At 72.5% G+C, this 21,931-nt stretch carries 21 protein-coding genes; all 21 read left to right on the plus strand.

The annotated features are described in order from the left end of the window. Nucleotides 1-2 precede the first annotated feature (2 nt). Entirely contained in the window at nucleotides 3-500 is a 498-nt protein-coding gene (coaD, locus tag SPOPO_RS0118235) for a pantetheine-phosphate adenylyltransferase (RefSeq protein ID WP_019876410.1), read from the plus strand. Between the two features lie 14 nt (nucleotides 501-514). Further along, complete coding sequence (locus tag SPOPO_RS0118240; protein ID WP_019876411.1) at nucleotides 515-1,183, plus strand: hypothetical protein; 669 nt, start codon at nucleotides 515-517, stop codon at nucleotides 1,181-1,183. A 96-nt stretch (nucleotides 1,184-1,279) separates the two neighbouring features. Further along, nucleotides 1,280-1,867, plus strand: a complete 588-nt coding sequence (locus tag SPOPO_RS0118245; RefSeq protein WP_019876412.1) for a YceD family protein — start codon at nucleotides 1,280-1,282, stop codon at nucleotides 1,865-1,867. A 76-nt stretch (nucleotides 1,868-1,943) separates the two neighbouring features. Next, nucleotides 1,944-2,120 (plus strand): 50S ribosomal protein L32, encoded by a 177-nt coding sequence (gene rpmF / locus SPOPO_RS0118250; RefSeq protein ID WP_019876413.1) that lies wholly within the window; start codon nucleotides 1,944-1,946, stop codon nucleotides 2,118-2,120. A gap of 22 nt (nucleotides 2,121-2,142) precedes the next feature. Further along, nucleotides 2,143-2,895: a ribonuclease III gene (gene rnc / locus SPOPO_RS0118255; RefSeq protein ID WP_019876414.1), complete on the plus strand. Its 753-nt coding sequence runs from the start codon at nucleotides 2,143-2,145 to the stop codon at nucleotides 2,893-2,895. 21 nt (nucleotides 2,896-2,916) lie between these two features. Then, nucleotides 2,917-3,786, plus strand: coding sequence for a bifunctional DNA-formamidopyrimidine glycosylase/DNA-(apurinic or apyrimidinic site) lyase (gene mutM / locus SPOPO_RS0118260; RefSeq protein ID WP_019876415.1), 870 nt, complete (start codon nucleotides 2,917-2,919; stop codon nucleotides 3,784-3,786). Nucleotides 3,787-4,114: 328 nt separating this feature from the next. Further along, entirely contained in the window at nucleotides 4,115-4,309 is a 195-nt protein-coding gene (locus tag SPOPO_RS0118265) for a hypothetical protein (RefSeq protein ID WP_028984890.1), read from the plus strand. A gap of 867 nt (nucleotides 4,310-5,176) precedes the next feature. Continuing rightward, on the plus strand, nucleotides 5,177-8,749 hold the full coding sequence (smc, locus tag SPOPO_RS0118270; protein WP_019876418.1) for a chromosome segregation protein SMC: 3,573 nt from the start codon (nucleotides 5,177-5,179) through the stop codon (nucleotides 8,747-8,749). Beyond that, nucleotides 8,749-9,339 (plus strand): HAD family hydrolase, encoded by a 591-nt coding sequence (locus tag SPOPO_RS30395; RefSeq protein ID WP_019876419.1) that lies wholly within the window; start codon nucleotides 8,749-8,751, stop codon nucleotides 9,337-9,339. The genes smc and SPOPO_RS30395 overlap by 1 nt, the downstream gene beginning before the upstream one ends. A gap of 87 nt (nucleotides 9,340-9,426) precedes the next feature. Then, nucleotides 9,427-10,605 (plus strand): signal recognition particle-docking protein FtsY, encoded by a 1,179-nt coding sequence (gene ftsY, locus SPOPO_RS0118280; protein ID WP_019876420.1) that lies wholly within the window; start codon nucleotides 9,427-9,429, stop codon nucleotides 10,603-10,605. A gap of 276 nt (nucleotides 10,606-10,881) precedes the next feature. Further along, nucleotides 10,882-12,270, plus strand: coding sequence for an ammonium transporter (locus SPOPO_RS0118285; RefSeq protein ID WP_019876422.1), 1,389 nt, complete (start codon nucleotides 10,882-10,884; stop codon nucleotides 12,268-12,270). After that, nucleotides 12,267-12,605: a P-II family nitrogen regulator gene (locus SPOPO_RS0118290; protein ID WP_019876423.1), complete on the plus strand. Its 339-nt coding sequence runs from the start codon at nucleotides 12,267-12,269 to the stop codon at nucleotides 12,603-12,605. The genes SPOPO_RS0118285 and SPOPO_RS0118290 overlap by 4 nt, the downstream gene beginning before the upstream one ends. A 234-nt stretch (nucleotides 12,606-12,839) precedes the next feature. Then, nucleotides 12,840-14,174, plus strand: coding sequence for an ammonium transporter (locus tag SPOPO_RS0118295; protein WP_019876424.1), 1,335 nt, complete (start codon nucleotides 12,840-12,842; stop codon nucleotides 14,172-14,174). 33 nt (nucleotides 14,175-14,207) lie between these two features. Beyond that, nucleotides 14,208-14,546 (plus strand): P-II family nitrogen regulator, encoded by a 339-nt coding sequence (locus tag SPOPO_RS35270; protein WP_019876425.1) that lies wholly within the window; start codon nucleotides 14,208-14,210, stop codon nucleotides 14,544-14,546. A 31-nt stretch (nucleotides 14,547-14,577) separates the two neighbouring features. Then, nucleotides 14,578-16,896, plus strand: coding sequence for a [protein-PII] uridylyltransferase (locus SPOPO_RS0118305; protein WP_019876426.1), 2,319 nt, complete (start codon nucleotides 14,578-14,580; stop codon nucleotides 16,894-16,896). Between the two features lie 135 nt (nucleotides 16,897-17,031). After that, nucleotides 17,032-18,606: a signal recognition particle protein gene (gene ffh, locus SPOPO_RS0118310; RefSeq protein WP_019876428.1), complete on the plus strand. Its 1,575-nt coding sequence runs from the start codon at nucleotides 17,032-17,034 to the stop codon at nucleotides 18,604-18,606. 9 nt (nucleotides 18,607-18,615) lie between these two features. Further along, entirely contained in the window at nucleotides 18,616-19,704 is a 1,089-nt protein-coding gene (locus tag SPOPO_RS0118315) for an amidohydrolase family protein (RefSeq protein ID WP_245541725.1), read from the plus strand. 126 nt (nucleotides 19,705-19,830) lie between these two features. After that, nucleotides 19,831-20,304 carry a 30S ribosomal protein S16 gene (rpsP, locus tag SPOPO_RS0118320; protein ID WP_019876430.1) on the plus strand — a complete coding sequence of 158 codons (474 nt, stop codon included), beginning with the start codon at nucleotides 19,831-19,833 and terminating at the stop codon, nucleotides 20,302-20,304. 2 nt (nucleotides 20,305-20,306) lie between these two features. After that, nucleotides 20,307-20,543, plus strand: a complete 237-nt coding sequence (locus SPOPO_RS0118325; protein WP_019876431.1) for an RNA-binding protein — start codon at nucleotides 20,307-20,309, stop codon at nucleotides 20,541-20,543. A 3-nt stretch (nucleotides 20,544-20,546) separates the two neighbouring features. Further along, complete coding sequence (gene rimM / locus SPOPO_RS0118330) at nucleotides 20,547-21,068, plus strand: ribosome maturation factor RimM (protein WP_019876432.1); 522 nt, start codon at nucleotides 20,547-20,549, stop codon at nucleotides 21,066-21,068. Further along, entirely contained in the window at nucleotides 21,068-21,880 is an 813-nt protein-coding gene (gene trmD, locus SPOPO_RS0118335) for a tRNA (guanosine(37)-N1)-methyltransferase TrmD (protein ID WP_019876433.1), read from the plus strand. The genes rimM and trmD overlap by 1 nt, the downstream gene beginning before the upstream one ends. The last annotated feature ends 51 nt before the right edge of the window (nucleotides 21,881-21,931 follow it).

The following is a 21,931-nucleotide window of genomic DNA, read 5'->3' on the forward strand; positions in this document are numbered from 1 at the left end:
GCGTGCGCAGCTGCATCTGCCCGGGTTCCTTCGACCCGGTGACCAACGGCCACCTCGACGTCATCACGCGAGCGGCCAAGCTCGCCGACGAGGTCGTCGTCGGCGTCCTCGTCAACCGCAACAAGCAGGGCCTCTTCACGCTCGAGGAGCGGATGGAGCTGCTGCGTCTGGCGCTCAAGGACTACCCGAACGTCCGGATCGACAGTTTCGACGGCCTCCTCGTCGACTACTGCAAGAACCACAACATCCCGGCGATCGTGAAGGGCCTGCGCGTGGTCGGCGACTTCGACTACGAGATCCAGATGGCGCAGATGAACCACTCGCTCACCGACGTCGAGACGCTCCTGGTGGCGACCAACCCGTCGTTCAGCTTCCTGTCCTCCTCGCTGGTCAAGGAGGTCGCGAACAACGGCGCCGACATCACCGGGTTCGTCCCGGACGTGGTCGTCGACCCGCTCCTGCAGCGCCTGGCCGAGCGCCGGGCGGAGCAGGGTCGCTAGGGGACCGGAGCGCCATGGCCTCGCGGGGCAAACCGGTCGACGTGCACGCCAAGCTCGCCGAGCTTCAGACGCTGGTGGCGGACGCGCGTGCCATGCCCCTGTCCGCATCGTGCCTGGTCAACCGGGCGGACGTGCTCGCGCGGATCGCCGAGATCGAGGGCGCCCTGCCGCGGCAGCTCTCGGAGGCCGAGAGCGTCCTCGCGGACGTCGACGCCGTGATCGCCGAGGCCCAGGAGCAGGCCGTCGCGGTGCTGGCCGAGGCCGCCGTCGAACGTGACCGGCGGCTGGAGCTGACCCCCGAGGGTTCCGAGGCCGTCGCCTGGGCCGCCCAGGTGCGCGCCGAGGCCGAGGCCGACGCCACCGCCCGGATCACCGAGGCCGACGAGTACGTCGACTCCCGCCTCGCCCACTTCGAGGTGATCCTGGAGAAGACCCTCGAGCTGGCCCGGCGGGCCCCCGAGGACGCCGTCGCGGACCCGGTCGCCCACCTCACCGAGCTCACCGCGTCGTTGGACCGCACGCTGACGGCCGTGCGCCGCGGCCGGGACCGCCTGGCCGGCAAGCACCACATGGAGGAACTCGGCGAGCACCTGCGGGCCCTCGAAGACGATCCGACCGCCGATCCGACCGCCGACCCGTTCGCCGACCCGGACCCCCTGACCGAGCCGCTCCCGGAACGCTGACCCGGAGGCGATGGGCCCGTCCGGCCCGGTGGCGGTTTGGGGTCACACCCTGTGCTCGGGTAACCTTCCGGACGGTCTTGACGACCACGATGCGCCATGCCCGAAGAGAATCAGAAGACTGAGCTGAAGAATCAGCACCTCGACCCGCACGATCCGTTCGTGCTCGACGCCCACCGGCTCGCCCGGCGGCCGGGGTCGATGCTCAAGGTCGTCCGAACTGTTCCGGCACCGGCGGATCTCGGTCTAGAGGTCATCGGCGTGCCCGAGGGTGCCGACGTCGAGCTGAACCTGAAGCTCGAAGCGGTGGTCGAGGGCGTGCTCGTGTCGGGAACGGCACGGGCGCCGCTGGCGGGTGAATGCGTGCGCTGCCTGGACCCCCTCACCGACGAGGTGGAGGTGGACTTCGCGGAGCTGTTCGTGGCACCCGGCAGTGCTCAGGAGACTGACGGCGATGACGAGACCCGCTGGCTGCAGGACGATCTGATCGACCTGGAGCCGGTGGTACGGGACGCGGTGGTGCTCACGCTGCCGCTCCAGCCGTTGTGCGAGGAGGACTGCCCCGGCTTGTGCGCCCAGTGCGGCGCCGTGCTGCGGGACGACCCCGATCACGACCACAGCGAGGTCGACCCCCGGTGGGCAGCGCTGGAAGGGCTCGTCAGCAAGGACGAGCAGCCGGGCGACTGACGACCGGCATGCAGGACCGAACACGCAGGACCGAAAGAGCACGGCCCGGTAAGCAGGACTGGACAGGAGCAGGACAGTGGCGGTTCCCAAGCGCAAGATGTCGCGCAGCAACACGCGCAGCCGGCGCGCGAACTGGAAGGCCACGGCTCCGACGCTGGTCTCCTGCGAGCGTTGCCGCGAGCCGAAGCTCCCGCACACCGCGTGCCACGCGTGTGGCACCTACAACCGCCGACAGGTCCGGTTCGCCGACTGACACCCTCAGGAGCCCCCGAGCGATGAGCGCAGCCCCGGCGGTGCCGGACCCCGGTACGTCCGCGCAGGCGCTGCCGGAGCGACTCGGGGTCCCGCTCTCGGAGGGGCTCCTGACGCGGGCGCTCACGCACCGCTCGTACGCCTACGAGAACGGCGGGCTGCCCACCAACGAGCGCCTGGAGTTCCTCGGGGACTCCGTGCTCGGCCTGGTCGTCACCGACGCGCTGTACCACCGCCACCCGGACCTGCCCGAGGGCCAGCTCGCGAAGCTGCGCGCGGCGGTGGTGAACATGCGCGCGCTCGCGGACGTCGGGCGCAGCCTGCAGCTGGGGGAGTTCCTCCGCCTGGGCCGGGGTGAGGAGGGGACCGGCGGCCGCGACAAGTCGTCGATCCTCGCGGACACCCTCGAGGCCCTGATCGGCGCCGTCTACCTGGACCGTGGCCTCGACGAGGCCTCCGAGCTCGTCCACCGGCTGTTCGACCCGCTCATCGAGACGTCCTCGCACCTCGGGGCCGGTCTCGACTGGAAGACCAGCCTCCAGGAGCTCACGGCCACCATCGGGCTGGGCGTCCCCGAGTACGTCGTCACCGAGAGCGGCCCGGACCACGAGAAGACCTTCGAGGCCACCGCCCGCGTCGGCGGGGCCGACTACGGGACCGGGTCCGGCCGCAGCAAGAAAGAGGCCGAGCAGCAGGCCGCCGAGGCCGCCTGGACCTACCTGAGCAAGGCCTACGCCGAGCAGCTCGCCGGCGACCAGTCCGCCGCCTCCGCCTGACCCGTCCGACCCTGCCCGCACGTGCCCGAACTTCCTGAGGTCGAGGTCGTCCGTCGTGGCACCGCGAACTTCGCCGTCGGCCGCACGATCGCGGCCGTCGAGGTCCTGCACCCGCGTGCGGTGCGCCGCCACGCCGCCGGGGGAGCGGACCTCGCGGCGCGCCTGACCGGCGTCACCGTCACCGGCGCCGAGCGCCGCGGCAAGTTCCTCTGGCTGCCGCTGGACTCGGGCGAGGCGCTGCTGGTCCACCTCGGCATGAGCGGTCAGCTGCGCGTGCAGCCGCCGACCGCGCCGCCGGAGAAGCATCTGCGGGTGCGCCTCGCGTTCGCCGACCACGGTTCCGACCTGCGCTTCGTCGACCAGCGCACCTTCGGCGGCGTGTCCGTCGAGCCCCTCGTTCCCGGCCGCGGCGACCGGACCGTGCCGGCCTCGGTCGCCCACATCGCCCTCGACCCGCTGGAGCCGGAGTTCGACGCCGGCGCCGTGCGCACGGCGATGCGCGCCAAGCGCACCGGGCTCAAGCGCGCCCTGCTGGACCAGACGCTGGTCAGCGGCATCGGGAACATCTACGCCGACGAGGCGCTCTGGCGGGCTCAGCTGCACTACGCCCGGCCGACCGAGACGCTCCGCGCGTCCGAGGTCGACCGCGTCCTGGCCGCGGCCACCGCGGTGATGACCGCCGCGCTCGCCGCCGGCGGGACCTCCTTCGACAGCCTCTACGTGAACGTCAACGGCGAGAGCGGGTACTTCGACCGCTCGCTCGACGTCTACGGCCGCGAGGGACGCGAGTGCAGCCGCTGCGGGTCGGCGATCCGGCGCGACGCGTTCATGAACCGGTCCTCGTTCTCGTGTCCCCGCTGCCAGCCCCGGCCCCGCCGCGCGCACTGGTGACCGGGGCACCCGTCCGTTCGGTGGGGAAATGAGGTTGTGACGACCCGGTCGTCCATTTCCCCTTGCGCCCTTCGCGGCGCTCGGTCATGATCGCCGCATCAAGCCGTCCCCCGGCGCGATGCACGGGACTTCAGTCCCCCCGGCTCAGGTCCTCTGACCTGCAGTGACGCGCCGCTCGGGTCGACCGGCACCGATGGCTTGACCTCAAGAGGCTCTGGTGCGACCCTAGAGACACCCCGCCCTGCTCTGGCCCTACACCATGGTGCTCGGACGTCGGCGGATGTATCTGTCGGTTACTAGCTGGTTTCTCAGCGTGGAGGACCCCACGATGGCAAAAGCGCTCTTCGGAAACGTAGGCGGTCCGGACCCGCGCATGCTGAACGAGATGCGGCGGATGCAGCGACGCATCGACGAACTCGAGGCAGAGCTGCTGCGCGTGCGTGCCGAGAACGACGCCCTGGCGGCGGAACTGAACCGGGACGAGCTGCTCACCGTCTCGCTGCAGGAGCCGGCTCTGACCTGAGCTCCTTGGTTCTACTTCGGGGGCGCCGCGAGGCGTCCCCCTCTTTTTGGCCCCGGCCCGCGCCGGGGCCTGTTCTTTGGCCCGAGCCCCCGGCGACCCGCCGGGGGCTCCGGCTTTTGTTCGGCCGAACAAATTCTGACGAGTTCGCCGTCGGCCGCGAAATCTCGCGTGACCTATTCGACGGTCACTCGTTGAGAGCAGCAGAGGGGAGTTGATGGCCACCACGGCATCGACTGCTCACGGTGGAGGACCTCGGTTCTGGTTCTGCCCCCAATCGCGCTGGCGGGCGCGCGGGGAACAGGGCACCACCGCGAACCTCTCACGCGGCACCCGTCTCCGGACGGGGGTCGCCCCGGGTGGTCGGTCGGCGGGCCTGACCACCCCCAAAGCGCGACGGGGTGCTCGCAGGCGGGCGCGAGCACCCCGTCGCTCATTGTTTAACTGCGACCTCCGGCCGCGTCGCGCTGGGTCAACGGCGGCCGCCGGCCCGCGGGCGTCGCAGGTGCGCGCAGTGCTCACGTCACCCGAGTGCGCAGATCAGCCCCGGTGGGAGCCGCAGAACCGGGGCTCAACTGCGCACTCAGCGCAGCTGGGCCCGGGCCGCCGGGCCGCGGGCCCTCGGCAAAATTTTCTGGGCCCCGCGACCGCTTTCCGCCGCCTGTCCACAAGGGGGTGGGGGCGACGCCCCGGGTTGTCTACAGGGTGGGAGCCTGGGTTTCGGCGTGCTCCACAGGCTGTCCACCGGGTGTCCCCAGGCCCGCCGTCGAGACCTCAACCGCCCCATGTGTATCGGGGCCGCGCGGCGTGCGAAACGGTGGGGGATCGGCGCTATCGTCGCGGGGAATCCGGAGCCCTGGGGGACGAGCGTTGTACCTGAAAACCCTGACGATCAAAGGCTTCAAGTCCTTTGCGTCGGCCACGACGCTCCGACTCGAGCCGGGCATCACGTGCGTCGTCGGGCCGAACGGGTCGGGCAAGTCGAACGTCGTCGACGCGCTGTCCTGGGTCATGGGGGAGCAGGGCGCGAAGTCGCTGCGCGGCGGCAAGATGGAGGACGTCATCTTCGCCGGGACGTCGGGGCGGCCGCCGCTCGGCCGCGCCGAGGTCGCGCTGACGATCGACAACAGCGACGGTGCCCTGCCGATCGACTACACCGAGGTGACGATCTCGCGGACGCTGTTCCGCAACGGCGGTTCCGAGTACGCCATCAACGGCGACTCCTGCCGGCTCCTCGACATCCAGGAACTGCTCTCGGACTCCGGCATCGGCCGCGAGATGCACGTCATCGTCGGGCAGGGCCAGCTCGACGCCGTGCTCAGCGCGGACGCGGAGGCCCGGCGCGGGTTCATCGAGGAGGCCGCCGGCGTTCTCAAGCACCGCAAGCGCAAGGAGAAGGCGCTGCGGAAGCTGGAGGCGATGCAGGCGAACCTCACCCGCGTCTCCGACCTGATCACCGAGCTGCGCCGCCAGCTCAAGCCGCTGGGCAAGCAGGCCGAGGTCGCGCGCCGGGCCGCGGTCGTCCAGGCCGACCTGCGTGACGCCCGGCTGCGGCTGCTGGCCGACGACCTGATCACGCTCCGCAGCTCGCTGGAGGCCGAGGTCGCGGACGAGACCGCGCTGCGGGCGCGGCAGGCCGAGGTCGAGGAGGCGCTGAGCACCGGCCGCGCCGAGGAGGCGCGCCTGGAGACCGCGCTGGCCGAGGCGGCGCCGGCGTTCACCCGGGCCCAGGAGACCTGGTACCGCCTCTCCGCGTTGCGCGAGCGCCTGCGCGGCACCGCCGGCCTCGCCGCCGAGCGGGCGCGCCACCTCGCCGCCGAGCCGGAGGAGGCCCGCGGCGGCCGCGACCCCGAGGACCTCGAGCGCGAGGCCGCGCAGGTCCGGGCCCAGGAGGCCGAGCTCCGCGACCACGTCGAGGCCGCCCGGCAGACCCTCGCCCAGTCCGTGGCGACGCGGCAGGAGCACGAGCAGGCGCTGGCGACCGAGGAGAAGCGGCTCGCCGCCGTCGTGCGCGCCGCGGCCGACCGCCGCGAGGGCCTGGCGCGCCTGCAGGGCAAGGTCAACGCGATCCGCAGCCGCGCGAGCGCCGCGGAGGCCGAGCTCGGCCGGCTCGCCGAGGCGCTCGAAGGCGCCCGGGCGCGCGCCGAGACGGCCCGGGCCGAACTCACCTCGCTGGAGCAGGCCGCGGCCGGGCTCGACGAGGGCGAGGTCGGGCTCGACGAGGCCTACGAGGCTGCCGCGGACGCCCTGGCCGCCGCCGAGGAGCAGGTCACCGCGCTCCAGGCCCGCGAACGCGAGGTCGAGCGCGAGCGGACCGGGCTGGTTGCCCGTAAGGAGACGCTCGAACTGGGCCTGGCCCGGCGCGACGGCGCCGCGGTCGTCCTCGGCGCGGACGGTCTGCCCGGCGTCCTGGGTTCGGTGGCCGCGCTGCTGACGGTCGAGGCCGGCTACGAGACCGCGGTCGCCGCGGCGCTGGCCGGGGTCGCCGACGCCGTCGCCGTCGAGTCGGTCGACGCCGCGGTCGCTGCGTTGCAGCACCTCAAGGAGGCCGACGGCGGCCAGGCCGACTTCGTCGTCGGGGGAGCGCCGGCCGACTCGCTCGAGCGGCCGGCCCTGCCGGCGGGCGCGCGCTACGTCCTCGACGTGATCCGCGCCCCGGAGGCCCTGGCGGGCGCCCTGGTCGGGATGGTCGGGACCTGCGTCGCGGTCGACACGCTGGAGGACGCCCGCGCCCTGGTCGCGGCCCACCCGCGGCTGCGCGCGGTCACCCGTTCCGGCGACACCCTCGGTGCCGACCGCGCCCGCGGCGGCTCCGCGAGCGCCCCGAGTCTGCTGGAGATCCAGGCCGCGGTCGACGCGTTGGCGCAACAGATCGAGGAACTCGACCGGGCCGCCGCCCAGCTCGGCACCGATCTGGCTGCCGCCCGCGAGGCGAAGACAGCCGCGGCGGCGGCCGAGCAGGCCGCGCTCTCGCGACTGCACGAGTCCGACGCGAGCATGGCGGCGGTCGCCGAGCAGCTCGGCCAGCTCGGGGCGGCCGTGCGCAGCGCCGAGGCCGAGGCCGAGCGCCTCGCCGCCTCGATCCGCAAGGCCGAGGAGTCCCGCGACGCCGACCAGGCCGGCCTCGCCGAGCTCGAGGCGCGCCTGGCCGAGGCCGAGCGCGAGCCCGACGAGGGCGACGACGACCCCACCGAGCGGGAGCGGCTCGCCGCGGCCTGCACCACGGCCCGCCAGGCCGAGATGGACTCCCGGCTGGCCCTGCGGACCGGCGAGGAGCGTCAGCGCGCGCTGTCCGGCCGGGCCGAGTCGCTGGCCCGCGCGGCGCAGCAGGAGCGCGCGGCCCGGGAGCGGGCCGAGCGCCGCCGCGTCGAGCGTGAGCGTGGGGCCCGCGTCGCCCGGGCCGTGATGATCGCCGCCGAGCACAGCCTGGCGATGCTGGAGACCTCGCTGACCGCGGCCGGCGCCGAGCGGGACGCCGCTGACCGGCGCCGCACGGCCGCCGAGACCGCGCTCGCGGCCCAGCGAGGGTCGATCCGCGAGCTCGCGACCGAGCTGGAGCGCCTGACCGACTCCGTGCACCGCGACGAGGTCGCCCGCGCGGAGCACCGCATGCGCATCGAGGTGCTGGAGAACCGGGCGCTGGAGGAGTTGGGCGTCGCTCCCGACATCCTCGTGGCCGAGTACGGGCCGGACCAGTCCGTCCCCGTCTTCCCGGAGCCGGGCCCGGACGGCCAGCTGCCGCCGATGGACGAGAACACGCCGCTGCAGACGATCCCGTACGTCCGCGAGGAGCAGGAGAAGCGGCTGCGCGCCGCCGAGCGCGCGCTGGCCCTGCTCGGCAAGGTCAACCCGCTGGCGCTCGAGGAGTTCGCGGCGCTGGAGGAGCGCCACCAGTTCCTCTCCGAACAGCTCGAGGACCTCAAGAACAGCCGTCGCGACCTCCTCACGGTGATCAAGGAGGTCGACGACCGCGTCCAGCAGGTCTTCGCCGAGGCGTACGCGGACGTCGCCCGCGAGTTCGAGGGCGTCTTCTCCCGGCTGTTCCCGGGGGGCGAGGGCCGACTGCTCCTCACCGACCCCGACGACATGCTCACCACCGGCGTCGAGGTCGAGGCCCGGCCGCCCGGCAAGAAGGTCAAGCGGCTCTCGTTGCTCTCCGGCGGCGAGCGGTCGCTGGTGGCCGTCGCGTTGCTGGTGTCGATCTTCAAGGCCCGGCCGAGCCCGTTCTACGTGCTCGACGAGGTCGAGGCCGCGCTCGACGACACCAACCTCGGGCGGCTCATCCAGATCATGGAGGAGCTGCGCGACAACAGCCAGCTCATCGTCATCACCCACCAGAAGCGCACGATGGAGGTCGCCGACGCGCTCTACGGCGTCTCCATGCGCGGCGACGGCGTGACGACGGTGATCAGTCAGCGGCTGCGCGAGGAGCAGCCCGCCTGATGCCGGGGGAGCCCACCGCGGCGTACCTGTTCGACCTCGACGGCGTGCTCCGGGTCCGGGAGCACGAACCACCGGCGCGGCTGACCGAACTCGCCTACGACCTCGACCGGTACGGCCCGGCGCTGCTCGGCGAGATCAGCGACGACCAGTGGCGCTTCTCGGTGGCGGGCGCGCTGATCGCGGAGGGCCTCGCCTCCGACGCGGCGGTGCAGGCGGTGCTGGACTGGAGCGAGCCGATGGGCCGCGTAGACCGCGAGGTCCTCGCCGTGGTCGAGGAGATCCGCGCGGGCGGCCGGCAGGTCGCGCTCGTGGTCAACGCCACCGACCGCCTCGAGCGCGAGCTCGTCGCGCTCGGGCTGGACGAGTCGTTCGACACGATCGTGAACTCCGCGCGCACGGGCATCGCGCTGCCCGACGCCGCGATGTACGAGATCGCGGCCGGCATCCTCGCCGTGCCCGTGCCCCGGTGCGCGTACGTCGGTCGACGGCCCGAGCTCGTCGCGGGCGCGGAGCGGATCGGTATGACCGGGCACCTGTTCGACTCCGCCGCGGCGTTGCGCTCCGTGGTCGCGGAGTTGTCCGCGGGTTAGACCCGCTCCACCCCGCACGGGTGGGACAGGAGAAACTACGCGGAGCGGCGCCGCCTGCGCCGACGTCCGCCGATCCCGGGGTGTGAAGTGGAAGTCCTGATCGTCACGACCGTGGTCGTGCTGCTGGTCTGTGCGGCCATCGCCGGCCTGGTGGTCCCGGCGCTCAAGCGCCAGGCCCCGCCGCGCAAGCCCGAGGTGCCGCCGCCCGGCACGATCGCGGCCCCCGCGCCCCCGGACACCGTCGAGGCGCCGGAGGAGACCGCCCAGGCCCCACCGGCCGAGGCTCCGGTCGCCGAGCCGGTCGAGGCTCCGGTCGAGGCGCCGGCCCTGGAGGTCCCGGAGCCGACCGCCGGCCGCCTGACGCGCCTGCGCGCGCGGCTGGCCCGCTCGCAGTCCGGCCTGGGCAAGGGCCTGCTGACGCTGCTGTCCCGCGACACCCTCGACGAGGAGACGTGGGAGGAGATCGAGGAGACGCTGCTCGGCGCCGACCTCGGCGTCGGGCCGACGCAGGAGCTGGTCGAGCGCCTGCGCACCGAGGTCCGGGTCCAGGGCTCCCGCACGCCCGACGAGGTCCGGACCCTGCTCCGGACCGAGCTGATCAACCTCATCGGCGCCGACACCGACCGCAGCCTGCACGCGGTCCGGCAGCCGGACGAGCGTCCGTCCGTGACCCTCGTCGTCGGCGTCAACGGCACCGGCAAGACCACGACGACCGGCAAGCTCGCGCGCGTGCTCGTCGCCGACGGCCGCTCCGTGCTGCTCGGCGCGGCGGACACCTTCCGCGCCGCGGCGGCCGACCAGCTCCAGACCTGGGGCGAGCGCGTCGGCGCCCGCACGGTCCGCGGCCCCGAGGGCGGTGACCCCGCGAGCGTGGCGTTCGACGCGGTCAAGCAGGCCGCCGGGGACGACGTCGACGCCGTCCTCATCGACACCGCGGGTCGGTTGCACACGAAGACCGGCCTGATGGACGAGCTCGGCAAGGTCAAGCGCGTCATCGAGAAGCAGACCCCGGTGCACGAGGTGCTGCTCGTCCTCGACGCCACGACCGGTCAGAACGGGCTCATGCAGGCCCGCGTCTTCGCCGAGGTCGTGGACGTCACCGGCATCGTCCTGAGCAAGCTCGACGGCACCGCCAAGGGCGGCATCGTCGTGGCCGTCCAGCGCGAGCTCGGCGTGCCCGTCAAGCTCGTCGGCCTCGGCGAGGGACCCGACGACCTGGCGCCGTTCGACCCCGCCCAGTTCGTCGACGCGCTGCTCGCCGACTGACCTCCGCGCCGCGATCAGAGCCCCCGCCGGGAACCCGACGGGGGCTCTGATCGTTGATCTTGGTCGCGATCGGGCGGGTTGACGGCGTCTTGCGTCCGTCGTCCGGATGCGCCCGATCGGGTAGATCGAGTTCACCGAGACGTAACACCGGTGCGCCATCGGTGATCCGGGGGAAACACGTGCTGCCCCCGGGCGAAACGCGCTCTCGGAACCCTTCCGTCCAGGACGCGGACCGTGGCGGTCCCGCCGCGGTACAGGAAGGGAGGCACCACCCAGATGCCGGAATCCGCCCTCGACACGGGCAACACCGCCTGGATGTTGATGAGCTGCGCGCTCGTGCTGCTCATGACTCCGGGACTCGCGTTCTTCTACGGCGGCATGGTCCGCATGAAGAGCGTCCTCAACATGATGATGATGTCGGTCGCTGCACTCGGCATCGTGAGCATCCTCTGGGTGCTCTACGGCTACAGCCTCGCACTGACGCGGGACGAGGGCGGGGGCCTCATCGGTGGCCTGGACGCCGCCGGGCTCGACGACACGATCGCGGACACCGGGGCAGCGCTGCCCGAGACGGTGTTCGTCGCCTTCCAGATGATGTTCGCGATCATCACGGTCGCGCTCATCTCGGGCGCGATCGCCGACCGCGCGAAGTTCAGCACCTGGTGCGTCTTCGTCGCGATCTGGGTCAGCATCGTCTACTTCCCGGTCGCCCACTGGGTCTTCCACTTCGGCGACGACCGCAACGGCGACGGCAACCTGGTCGACCCGGGCTGGATCGTCGACCTCGGGGTGCTGGACTTCGCCGGCGGCACCGCGGTGCACATCAACTCCGGTGCGGCGGCTCTCGCGCTCTGCCTGGTTCTCGGCAAGCGTCGCGGCTGGCGCAAGGACCCGATGCGCCCGCACAACGTGCCGTTCGTGATGCTCGGCGCGGCCCTGCTGTGGTTCGGCTGGTTCGGCTTCAACGCCGGCTCGGCCGTCGCGGCGAACAACACCGCCGGCGTCGCCTTCCTGAACACCCAGGTCGCCACCGCGGCCGCGGTGATCGGCTGGCTGATCGTCGAGCGCATCCGTGACGGGCACTTCACGATGCTCGGCGCGGCCTCGGGCATGGTGACCGGCCTGGTCGCCATCACGCCCTCCTGCAACACGGTCAACCCGATGGGTGCGATCGGCATCGGCGCCATTGCCGGCGCGATCTGCTGCGCGGCGCTGTCGATCAAGTTCAAGTTCGGGTTCGACGACTCGCTCGACGTCGTGGCCGTCCACATGGTCGGTGGCCTCGTCGGCACCCTGCTCATCGGTGTCTTTGCCACCGCCGACGCCCCGGCCGGGGTCGACGGTCTGCTCTTCGGCGGCGGCGCCGAGCAGCTCGGCAAGCAGGCCGTGGGCGCGTTCGCGGTTCTCGGTTACTCCTTCGTGGTCACGCTGATCCTGGGCCTCATCCTCCACAAGACGATCGGCTTCCGGATCGACGAGGACGCCGAGGTCGAGGGCATCGACGTCAACGAGCACGGTGAGACCGCGTACGAGCTCGGTTCGGTCGGGTCGCCGCTGGCCCGTCCGACCGGTGGCGGCGCCGGCCTCGCCGCCCACGCCGCGCCGACGGTCGGGGGCATCTCTCCCAGCTCAGCTCCCGGCACGACCCCGAGGGTGGACGCATGAAGCTCCTGACCGCGGTCATCAAGCCGTTCAAGCTCGACGACGTGCGCGGCGCCCTGGAGAAGTTCGGGGTGCAGGGCATGACGGTCAGCGAGGCCAGTGGGTACGGCCGCCAGCGCGGTCACACCGAGGTCTACCGGGGCGCGGAGTACACCGTGGACCTGGTGCCGAAGGTGCGGCTGGAGGTGCTGGTCGACGACGCCGACATCGCCGACGTCGTGGAGGTCGTCCTCAAGTCGGCGCAGACCGGGAAGATCGGTGACGGCAAGGTCTGGGTGACCCCCGTCGACACCGTGGTTCGGGTCCGCACCGGCGAACGCGACACTGACGCCCTGTAAGGGCACAGGCAAGGCACGACGTGGGAGGGGCCCGATCCGCGCGGCGGATCGGGCCCCTTTCGCGCGCCGGTGGGGGAGTGGCCGGGAGGACCACGCAACACAGACGTAACACGCGCGCAACATTGGTGATGATCCGGAAACGCTTGCGTCACGCGGTCGAAACCGCGTCCCGGAACCGTCGCGCCGACCGTGTCCCCACGGTCGGCGCAGGACCGCGGACGCGAAGGGTCGACGATGACGGAGATCAACGGGGCGGACACCGCCTGGCTGCTCGCCAGCACCGCAATGGTGGTGGTGATGACGTTCGGTCTGGCCACCTTCTACGGCGGCATGGTCCGGGCGAAGAACGTCATGAACACGATGATGATGGTCGTCGCGACCATCGCCGTGCTGACCGTGGTCTGGTTCGGCTGGGGCTACAGCCTGATCTTCGGCGGCGACAACGGCGGCGTCATCGGGAACTTCTCCTACGTCGGCATGACCGACGCGATGGACGAGGTCTCCGGCACCGTCCCGACGCTGCTGTTCGCGACCTTCCAGCTCACGTTCGCGCTCATCACCTGCGGCCTGGTGTGCGGCTCGATCGTCGACCGGGCGCGGTTCAGTGCGTGGTGCGTGTTCATCGTCGCCTGGGCGACGTTCGTCTACGCCCCGATGGCGCACTGGATCTTCTTCTTCGGCTCGGACACCGACGAGCCCGGGTGGATGGTCGACTTCGGTGTCCTGGACTTCGCCGGCGGCACGGTGGTCGAGATCAACTCGGGTGCGTCCGGTCTGGCGCTGGCGCTCGTCATCGGCGTCCGGATGGGGTGGAAGCGCGACCCGATGCGTCCGCACAACCTCACGATGGTCATGCTCGGCGCCGGTCTGCTCTGGTTCGGCTGGTTCGGCTTCAACGCGGGCTCGGCGCTGTCGGCCAACGCGCAGGCCGCGCTCGTCCTGTGCAACACGATGATCGCCGGAGCGGTCGCCATCTGCGGCTGGATGGTCGTGGAGCGCATCCGCGACAAGAGCTTCACCTCGTTCGGTGCGGCGTCCGGCGCCGTCTCCGGCCTCGTCGCGATCACGCCCTCCTGTGCGGCGGTCACCCCGATCGGGGCGGCCGCGATCGGGGCGGCCGCGATCGGGTTCCTGGCCGGCGCGATCTGTGCGCTCGCGATCGCCTGGAAGTACAAGCTGGGCTACGACGACTCGCTCGACGTGGTCGGTGTCCACTTCGTCGGCGGTGTGGTCGGCATGATCGGCATCGGCCTGTTCGCCAGCGCGCAGGCGACCGGCATCCTCACCGCGGACGACCCGACCGACGGCATCGACGGACTCTTCTACGGCGGCGGCCTCGACCAGTTGGGCAAGCAGTTGGTCGGTGTTGGCGCGGCGACGCTGTACGCGTTCGCGGTCACCTTCATCATTGGCTGGGTGATCCACAAGACGATGGGCTTCCGGGCCGACCCCGAGGCCGAGCTGAGCGGCCTCGACCAGGCGATGCACGCCGAGACCGCCTACGAGCTCGGCGCGACGGTCTCCTCGACCGGCCGCATGGCCGGGTCGTCCAGCGCCGACGGCGCCTGACCCGGCGTCACACCCCACCCACCAGGAGGCGACATGAAGCTCGTGACCGCGGTGATCAAACCGTTCAAGCTCGACGACGTCCGCACGGCCCTGGAGCAGCTGGGGGTGCACGGCATGACCGTCACCGAGGCCAGTGGCTACGGGCGCCAGCGCGGGCACACCGAGGTCTACCGCGGCGCCGAGTACGTCGTCGACCTCGTCCCGAAGGTGCGTCTCGAAGTGCTCGTCGACGCCGCCGACACCGAGGCGGTCATCGGCGCGATCATCTCCGCCGCGCAGACCGGCAAGATCGGTGACGGCAAGGTCTGGGTGACCCCGGTCGAGTCCGTCGTCCGGGTGCGCACCGGCGAGCGGGACGCCGAGGCGCTCTGATCCGCATGGCCGACCTGGGTTCCCGCACGCGGTGACGTACGCGCAGGAGCGGGCCGCGCTGCTGGCCCGGAACACGCCCTTCGGGCCGGACCGCCGGACGGCGCTCTCCGACGCCGCCGACGCCTGGCTCGGCGAGCTGCTCCGGGCCGCGTCCGGGGGTGACGAGAGCGGGCTCGCCCTCGTCGCCGTCGGCGGCTACGGCCGACGCGAGATGGTCGCGGGCAGCGACCTCGACGTCCTCCTCCTGCACGCCCGTAGGCGCGGCCTGGCCGAGGTCGCGGACCAGGTCTGGTACCCGATCTGGGACGCCGGGGTGAAGCTCGACCACTCCGTGCGCACCGTCGCCGAGGCGCGCGCGGTGGCGGGGGAGGACCTCAAGGCGCTGCTCGGGCTGCTCGACATGCGCCACGTCGCCGGCGACGTGGGCCTCACCGAGCAGCTTCGGAGCACCGTGCTCGCGGACTGGCGGTCAGCCGCGACCAAGCGTCTGCCCGAACTGCGCGCCTCCGCCCACGAGCGGGACCAGAGCAACGGGGAACTGGCCTTCCTCCTCGAGCCCGACCTGAAGGAGAGCCGCGGCGGCCTGCGCGACCTGGTGACGCTGCGTGCGGTTCAGGCCTCCTGGGTGGCCGACGTGCCGCACTCCCGGATCGGCCCGGCCCACGACCGGCTCCTCGACGTCCGCGACGCCCTGCACACCGTCACCGGCCGCAGCACCGACCGGCTGGTGCTGCAGGAGCAGGAGAACGTCGCGAGCGCGCTCGGCCTGCTCGACGCGATCGCGCTGATGCGCTCGCTCGCCGAGGTCGGCCGCACGATCGCCTACGCCTCGGACATCACCTGGCGCCGCGTCGACCAGGTGCTGGAGTCGCGCACCCGGCGCTTCCGCATCCGCGGCAACGCCGGCAAGCCGGCGCCGCGCACGCCGCTCGCCGACGGCGTCGTGCAGTCCGACGGCGAAGCGGTGCTCGCCCGGGACGCCGACCCCGCGCGCGACCCGATCCTCGTGCTCCGCGCGGCCGCCGCGGCCGCGCAGGCGGGCATCCCGCTCTCGCCCGGCACCGTCGACCGGTTGGCCGCGACCGCGAAGCGGCTGCCGGAACCGTGGCCGGACGCGGCCCGCGAGGAACTGGTCCGCCTGCTCGGTGCCGGCCGCCCCGCCGTCGCGGTCTGGGAGGCGCTCGACCTCGCCGGCGTCATGACGACCCTGATCCCGGACTGGGCCCGCGTCAGCTGCCGTCCGCAGCGCAACGCGGTGCACCGGTTCACCGTCGACCGGCACCTGGTCGAGGCCGCCGCCAACGCCGCGGCGTTGACCCGCCGGGTCGCCCGGCCCGACCTGCTGCTGGTGGGCTGCCTGCTCCACGACATCGGCAAGGGCTGGCCCGGCGACCACAGCGTCGTCGGCGCGACCATCGTGCGCGACCTCGCGCCGCGGCTCGGGTTCCCGGAGCCGGACGTCGACGTCCTCGTTCTGCTCGTGACCCACCACCTGCTGCTCCCGGACGTCGCGACCCGGCGCGACCTCGACGACCCGAAGACGATCGAGGCCGTCGCGAACGCGGTCGGGACCGTCGAGAACCTCGACCTCCTGCACGCGCTCACCGAGGCCGACGCCCTCGCGACCGGTGAGGCCGCCTGGACGCCGTGGCGCGTGAACCTCATCAACACTCTGGTCGAGAAGACCCGCGCGACGCTGTCGGGCAAGCCGGTGCCGGTCTCCTCGGGTCTGACCGAGGACCAACGCGCGCTCGCCCGCGCCGGCGTCATCGACGTCCACATCGGGGGAGCCGACTCCGGTGACTCCGGCACGATCGTCACCGTCGTCTCGCCCGACCGGCTCGGACTGCTCGCGACCGTCGCCGGGGTCTTCGGCGTGCACCGGCTCGGGGTCCGGTCGGCCGTGACCGAGACGATCGACTCCGCCGCGGTGACCGTCTGGACCGTGCAGCCCGACTTCGGCGCGCCGCCGGACGCTGCCGTCCTGCGGGGCGACATCGTCCGCGCGCTCGACGGGGCGCTCGACGTGAGTGCACGGCTCGCGCGCCGGGAGCAGGCCCAGGTGCAGAAGCCGGGGATCGCGGTCCCGCCGCCGAGCGTGCACGTCGTGGCGGACGCCTCCGACACGGCGACCGTGTTGGAGGTCCGGGCCCACGACCGCCCCGGCCTGCTGTACCGCGTCGGCCGGGCGCTGTCCGCGGCCGAGGTCGACATCCGGTCCGCCAAGGTGAGCACCTGGGGCGCCGAGGCCGTCGACGTCTTCTACGTCGTCGACCCCGCGACCGGCCGGGCCCTCGACGACGGCCGCGCCGAGGCCGTCCGTAAGTCCGTCCTCGACGCTCTGGACTGACTCCTGCGGGATGACGTCCCGCAGACCCCCCGTGTCAGCCCCCAGGTGGGCTGACACGCGTCCACCAGGGACGTCATCCCGCAGGACATAGGCTGGGGGGAGCCCCGAGCCAGCTCAGAAGAGGATCCGTTTCTCGTGTTCGACACTCTTTCCGACCGCCTCGCAGCGACGTTCAAGAACCTGCGGGGCAAGGGCCGGCTCTCCGACGCCGACATCGACGCCACCGCGCGCGAGATCCGGATCGCCCTGCTCGAGGCGGACGTCGCGCTGCCCGTGGTCAAGGACTTCATCGCCTCGGTCCGGGAGCGGGCCCGCGGGGCGGAGGTCAGCCAGGCGCTGAACCCGGCGCAGCAGGTCATCAAGATCGTCAACGAGGAACTGGTCGGGATCCTTGGCGGCGAGACCCGCCGGCTCCGGTACGCGAAGACCGCGCCGACCGTGATCATGCTCTGCGGTCTGCAGGGTGCCGGTAAGACGACCCTCGCGGGCAAGCTCGCGAAGTGGCTGGCGAAGAACGGCCACCAGCCGATGCTCGTCGCCGCGGACCTCCAGCGGCCGAACGCGGTCCAGCAGCTGCAGGTGGTCGGCGAGCGCGCGGGCGTCGTCGTCTATGCGCCCGAGCCCGGCAGCGGCGTGGGCGACCCGGTGAAGGTCGCGAAGGACTCCATCGAGGAGGCCCGCCGCCGGCAGCACGACATCGTCATCGTCGACACCGCCGGCCGCCTCGGCGTCGACGCCGAGATGATGCAGCAGGCCGCGGACATCCGCGACGCGGTCTCGCCCGACGAGATCCTCTTCGTCGTCGACGCGATGATCGGTCAGGACGCGGTCACCACCGCGCAGGCCTTCCTCGACGGCGTCGGGTTCGACGGTGTCGTGCTCACCAAGCTCGACGGTGACGCCCGCGGTGGTGCGGCGCTCTCGGTCGCGAAGGTGACCGGCCGTCAGATCATGTTCGCGAGCAACGGCGAGAAGCTCGACGACTTCGACGCCTTCCACCCGGACCGGATGGCGTCCCGCATCCTCGGCATGGGTGACGTCCTCACCCTGATCGAGCAGGCCGAGCAGCACTTCGAGGCCGAGCAGACGGCCAAGATGGCCGAGAAGCTGCTCAAGGGCGGCAAGGGCAACGAGTTCACGCTCGAGGACTTCAAGCAGCAGATGCTGCAGGTCCGGAAGATGGGCTCGCTCGGCAAGATCCTCAAGATGCTCCCCGGCATGGGGGAGATGAAGGACCAGATCGACTCGATCGACGACAAGGAACTCGACCGCGTCGTCGCGATCATCAACGGCATGACGCCCGCGGAGCGCGAGGACCCGAAGATCATCAACGGTTCGCGCCGCGCCCGCATCGCGAAGGGTTCCGGTGTCGAGGTCGGCGAGATCAACCAGCTGGTCGACCGCTTCTTCGAGGCCCGCAAGGTCATGAAGCAGATGGCGGGCGGCCTCGGCGGGATGAAGGGCGGCATGCCCGGCATGGGCGGCTTCCCCGGTCTCGGCGGCGGCGGCAAGAAATCGCGCGGCAAGGCGCAGCAGACCCGGCCCGGCAAGTCGAAGGGCAAGCAGCGCTCCGGCAACCCCGCCAAGCGGGCGCAGGAGGAGGCCGCCGCCGAGGCCCGGGCGGCCGCCGGCGCGGACGCCGCGTTCGACCCGGCCAACTTCGAGCTGCCGGCCGAGCTCAAGGGCCTGCTGCCGCCCGACCAGAAGTGACCCGCGGCCGTGAGTGAAGCCCCGACAGAAGCGCTGCACGTCCGGGGCGTGCGCCTGCCGGACGAGACCTCCGTCGACCTCTGGATCACCGGCGGCGTCGTCACCTACGAACCGGTGCCGGACGCGGTCACGATCGGGACGGGTTGGATCACGCCCGGCCTGGTCGACATGCACTGCCACATCGGGCTGGCCGCGAGCGGCGAGACCGACCGCGAGGCCACCGAGGCCCAGGCGGTCCGGGACCGCGACTCCGGCGTGCTGCTCGCACGTGACTGCGGCACGCCCGCCGACACCCGCTGGATCGACGACCGCGAGGACCTTCCGCGCATCGTCCGCGCCGGCCGCCACGTCGCCCGGCCGAAGCGGTACATGCGGGACGTCAGCGTCGACGTCGAGCCGCCGGAGCTTCCCGCCGCCGTCGCCGAGCAGGCGAAGCGCGGCGACGGCTGGGTGAAGATCGTGGGGGACTGGATCGACCGCGACGCCGGCGACCTCACCCCGCTCTGGCCCGTGGCCGCGCTGACCGACGCCGTCGCCGCCGCCCACGCCGCGGGGGCCCGCGCGACGACCCACGTCTTCGGCCGGGCGGCGCTCGCCGAGGCGCTGGAGGCCGGGTTCGACTGCATCGAGCACGGCACCGGCCTCGACGACGAGCTCACCGCGCGCATGGCCGCGGCGGGGACGGCCCTGGTCCCGACGCTGCTCAACGTCGTCGAGAACTTCCCCGGCATCGCCGACTCCGGCGCGGCCAAGTTCCCGGCCTACGCCGACCACATGCGTCGGCTGTGGGAGACCGCCCCGGCCCGCATCGCCGCCGCCTACGAGGCGGGGGTGCCGATCTTCGTCGGGACCGACGCCGGCGGGGTGATCGCCCACGGCCGGATCGTCGACGAGATCGCCACGTTGACCCGGGCGGGCCTGCCGCTGGACTACGTGCTCGGCGGGGCGTCCTGGCGGGCCCGGGAGTTCCTCGGCCGCCCCGGACTGGCCGAGGGCGACCCGGCCGACCTGGTGATCTTCGACGCGGACCCGCGCGCCGACCTCGCGACGCTCGCCGCCCCCGCCCGGATCGTCCTGCGGGGCCGCGTGATCGCCTGACCCCGTCCCCTTCCCCCGCCCCGTCCCCGTCCCCGTCCCCGCCGGGGGACCGCCCGATTCGGCCGAACGTGCTCCAGGTGGCATAATCGGCCGCTGCATTCGATGACCTCAGGAGAGACCAGGCTCGTGGCCGTCAAGATCAAGCTCAAGCGGATGGGCAAGATCCGCTCCCCGCACTACCGCGTCGTCGTCGCGGACTCCCGGACCAAGCGGGACGGCCGCGCCATCGAGGAGATCGGGAAGTACCACCCGACCTACGAGCCCTCGGTCATCGAGATCGACTCCGAGCGTGCGCAGCACTGGCTGAAGGTCGGCGCGCAGCCCACCGAGGCCGTTCTCGCGCTGTTCAAGATCACCGGCGACTGGCAGAAGTTCAAGGGCCTGCCGGGCGCCGAGGGCACACTGAAGGTCGCCGAGAAGGTCGACAAGCAGGCGGGCAACGAGTTCGTCGCCACCGGCCTGGACGCCAACGCCGGCGCGAAGGCCCGCGAGGCCAAGGCCGAGTCGGCCCCGGCCGAGGCCCCCGCGGCCGCGGCTGCTGCTGAGGCGCCCGCGGCCGAGGAGCCCGCCGCCGAGGCACCGGCCACCGAGGAGAGCTGACGGTGCTCGAGGACGCCCTCGACCACCTCGTGCGCGGCATCGTCGAGCACCCCGACGACGTGCGCGTCCGCGAGCGCAACCAGCGCAACGGCAAGGTCCTCGAGGTCCGGGTCCACCCCGACGACCTCGGCAAGGTGATCGGCCGCTCCGGCCGCACCGCGACCGCCCTGCGCACCGTCATCTCCGCCCTCGGCGGCCGCAACATCCGCGTCGATCTGGTCGATCAGCGCGGTCGGTAAGGCATGCAGCTCGTCGTCGGGCGCATCGGGCGCCCGCACGGCGTGCGCGGTGAGCTCACCGTCGAGGTCCGCACCGACTCCCCGGAACGGCGTTTCGCGCCGGGGAGTTCGCTGTTGACCGACCCGGAGTCCGCGGGCCCGCTGAAGGTCACCGGCGCCCGCTGGCACAGCGGGCGCCTGCTGCTCACGTTCGCCGGCGTCGGGGACCGCACCGAGGCCGGGAGGCTGCGTAACGTCCGGCTCGTGGTCGAGATCCCGGACGACGAGACGCCCGAGGACCCCGAGGACTTCTACGACCACCAGCTCGTCGGGCTGGGCGTGGTCGACGACGCCGGGACCGACCTGGGCACGGTCACCGAGGTGCTGCACCTGCCCTCGCAGGAGCTCCTCGCCGTCCGCACCCCGGACGGCCGTGAGGTGCTGGTGCCGTTCGTTCTCGAGATCGTCCCCGAGGTCGACCTCGCGGCGAAGCGGGTGCGCGTGACCCCGCCGCCCGGGCTGTTCGCCGACGTGCCGGAGGACTGATGCGCGTCGACGTGATCGGCATCTTCCCCGAGTACCTGGCTCCCCTGGACCTCTCGATCGTCGGACGCGCGCGGACGGCCGGCCTGCTCGACGTCGTCGCCCACGACCTGCGGGACTGGACGCACGACGTGCACCGCACCGTCGACGACACGCCGTACGGCGGTGGTGCCGGCATGGTGATGAAGCCCGAGCCGTGGGGCGAGGCCCTCGACGCCGTGCTGGCCGGCGGTCCGCCCGACGCCCGCGCCCGGCTCGTGGTGCCGACGCCCGGCGGCCGGCCGTTCACGCAGGAGCTCGCGGAGTCCTACGCGGCCCTGCCCTGGCTGGTGTTCGCCTGCGGCCGCTACGAGGGCATCGACGCCCGGGTGGCGGCGCACGCCGCGGACCGGGTCGAGGTCGACGCCGTCGACGAGGTCTCGCTCGGTGACTACGTCCTCGCGGGCGGTGAGGTCGCTGTCCTGGTGATCGTCGAGGCGGTGGCCCGCCTCCTGCCGGGTGTCCTCGGTAACCCGGCCTCGCTGGCGGAGGAGTCCCACACCGGCGGGCTGCTGGAGTACCCCGTGTTCACCAAGCCGCCGGCGTGGCGGGGCCGGGAGGTCCCGGAGATTCTGCGCTCGGGCGATCACGGGCGCATCGCCCGCTGGCGCCGGGACTCCGCGCTGCGCCGGACCGCTGCGGTCCGGCCCGACCTGATCCGGGCGCTGGAACCGGTTACCCTCGACCGCGCCGACCTGGCCACGCTCGCGGAGGCGGGCTGGGAACCGGGGGAGGACGGCCGGTTTCGTCCGTCGACCCCTGGTGTGTCAGACTGACCGCTGGATTTTCACGCCCCGCCGCGGGCGATCTGTACGCCTGCTGGCCGA

This window comes from Sporichthya polymorpha DSM 43042, from assembly GCF_000384115.1.
In the GTDB taxonomy this organism is placed as follows: Bacteria; Actinomycetota; Actinomycetes; order Sporichthyales; family Sporichthyaceae; genus Sporichthya; species Sporichthya polymorpha.

Bases quoted from the DNA above. Each gene is read 5' to 3' on its own strand.
- SPOPO_RS0118240 (WP_019876411.1), top strand. From the start codon at position 515: ATGGCCTCGCGGGGCAAACCGGTCGACGTGCACGCCAAGCTCGCCGAG.
- SPOPO_RS0118245 (WP_019876412.1), top strand. From the start codon at position 1,280: ATGCCCGAAGAGAATCAGAAGACTGAGCTGAAGAATCAGCACCTCGAC.
- rnc (WP_019876414.1), top strand. From the start codon at position 2,143: ATGAGCGCAGCCCCGGCGGTGCCGGACCCCGGTACGTCCGCGCAGGCG.
- SPOPO_RS0118265 (WP_028984890.1), top strand. From the start codon at position 4,115: ATGGCAAAAGCGCTCTTCGGAAACGTAGGCGGTCCGGACCCGCGCATG.
- SPOPO_RS30395 (WP_019876419.1), top strand. From the start codon at position 8,749: ATGCCGGGGGAGCCCACCGCGGCGTACCTGTTCGACCTCGACGGCGTG.
- SPOPO_RS0118285 (WP_019876422.1), top strand. From the start codon at position 10,882: ATGCCGGAATCCGCCCTCGACACGGGCAACACCGCCTGGATGTTGATG.
- SPOPO_RS0118290 (WP_019876423.1), top strand. From the start codon at position 12,267: ATGAAGCTCCTGACCGCGGTCATCAAGCCGTTCAAGCTCGACGACGTG.
- SPOPO_RS0118295 (WP_019876424.1), top strand. From the start codon at position 12,840: ATGACGGAGATCAACGGGGCGGACACCGCCTGGCTGCTCGCCAGCACC.
- SPOPO_RS35270 (WP_019876425.1), top strand. From the start codon at position 14,208: ATGAAGCTCGTGACCGCGGTGATCAAACCGTTCAAGCTCGACGACGTC.
- rimM (WP_019876432.1), top strand. From the start codon at position 20,547: ATGCAGCTCGTCGTCGGGCGCATCGGGCGCCCGCACGGCGTGCGCGGT.
- trmD (WP_019876433.1), top strand. From the start codon at position 21,068: ATGCGCGTCGACGTGATCGGCATCTTCCCCGAGTACCTGGCTCCCCTG.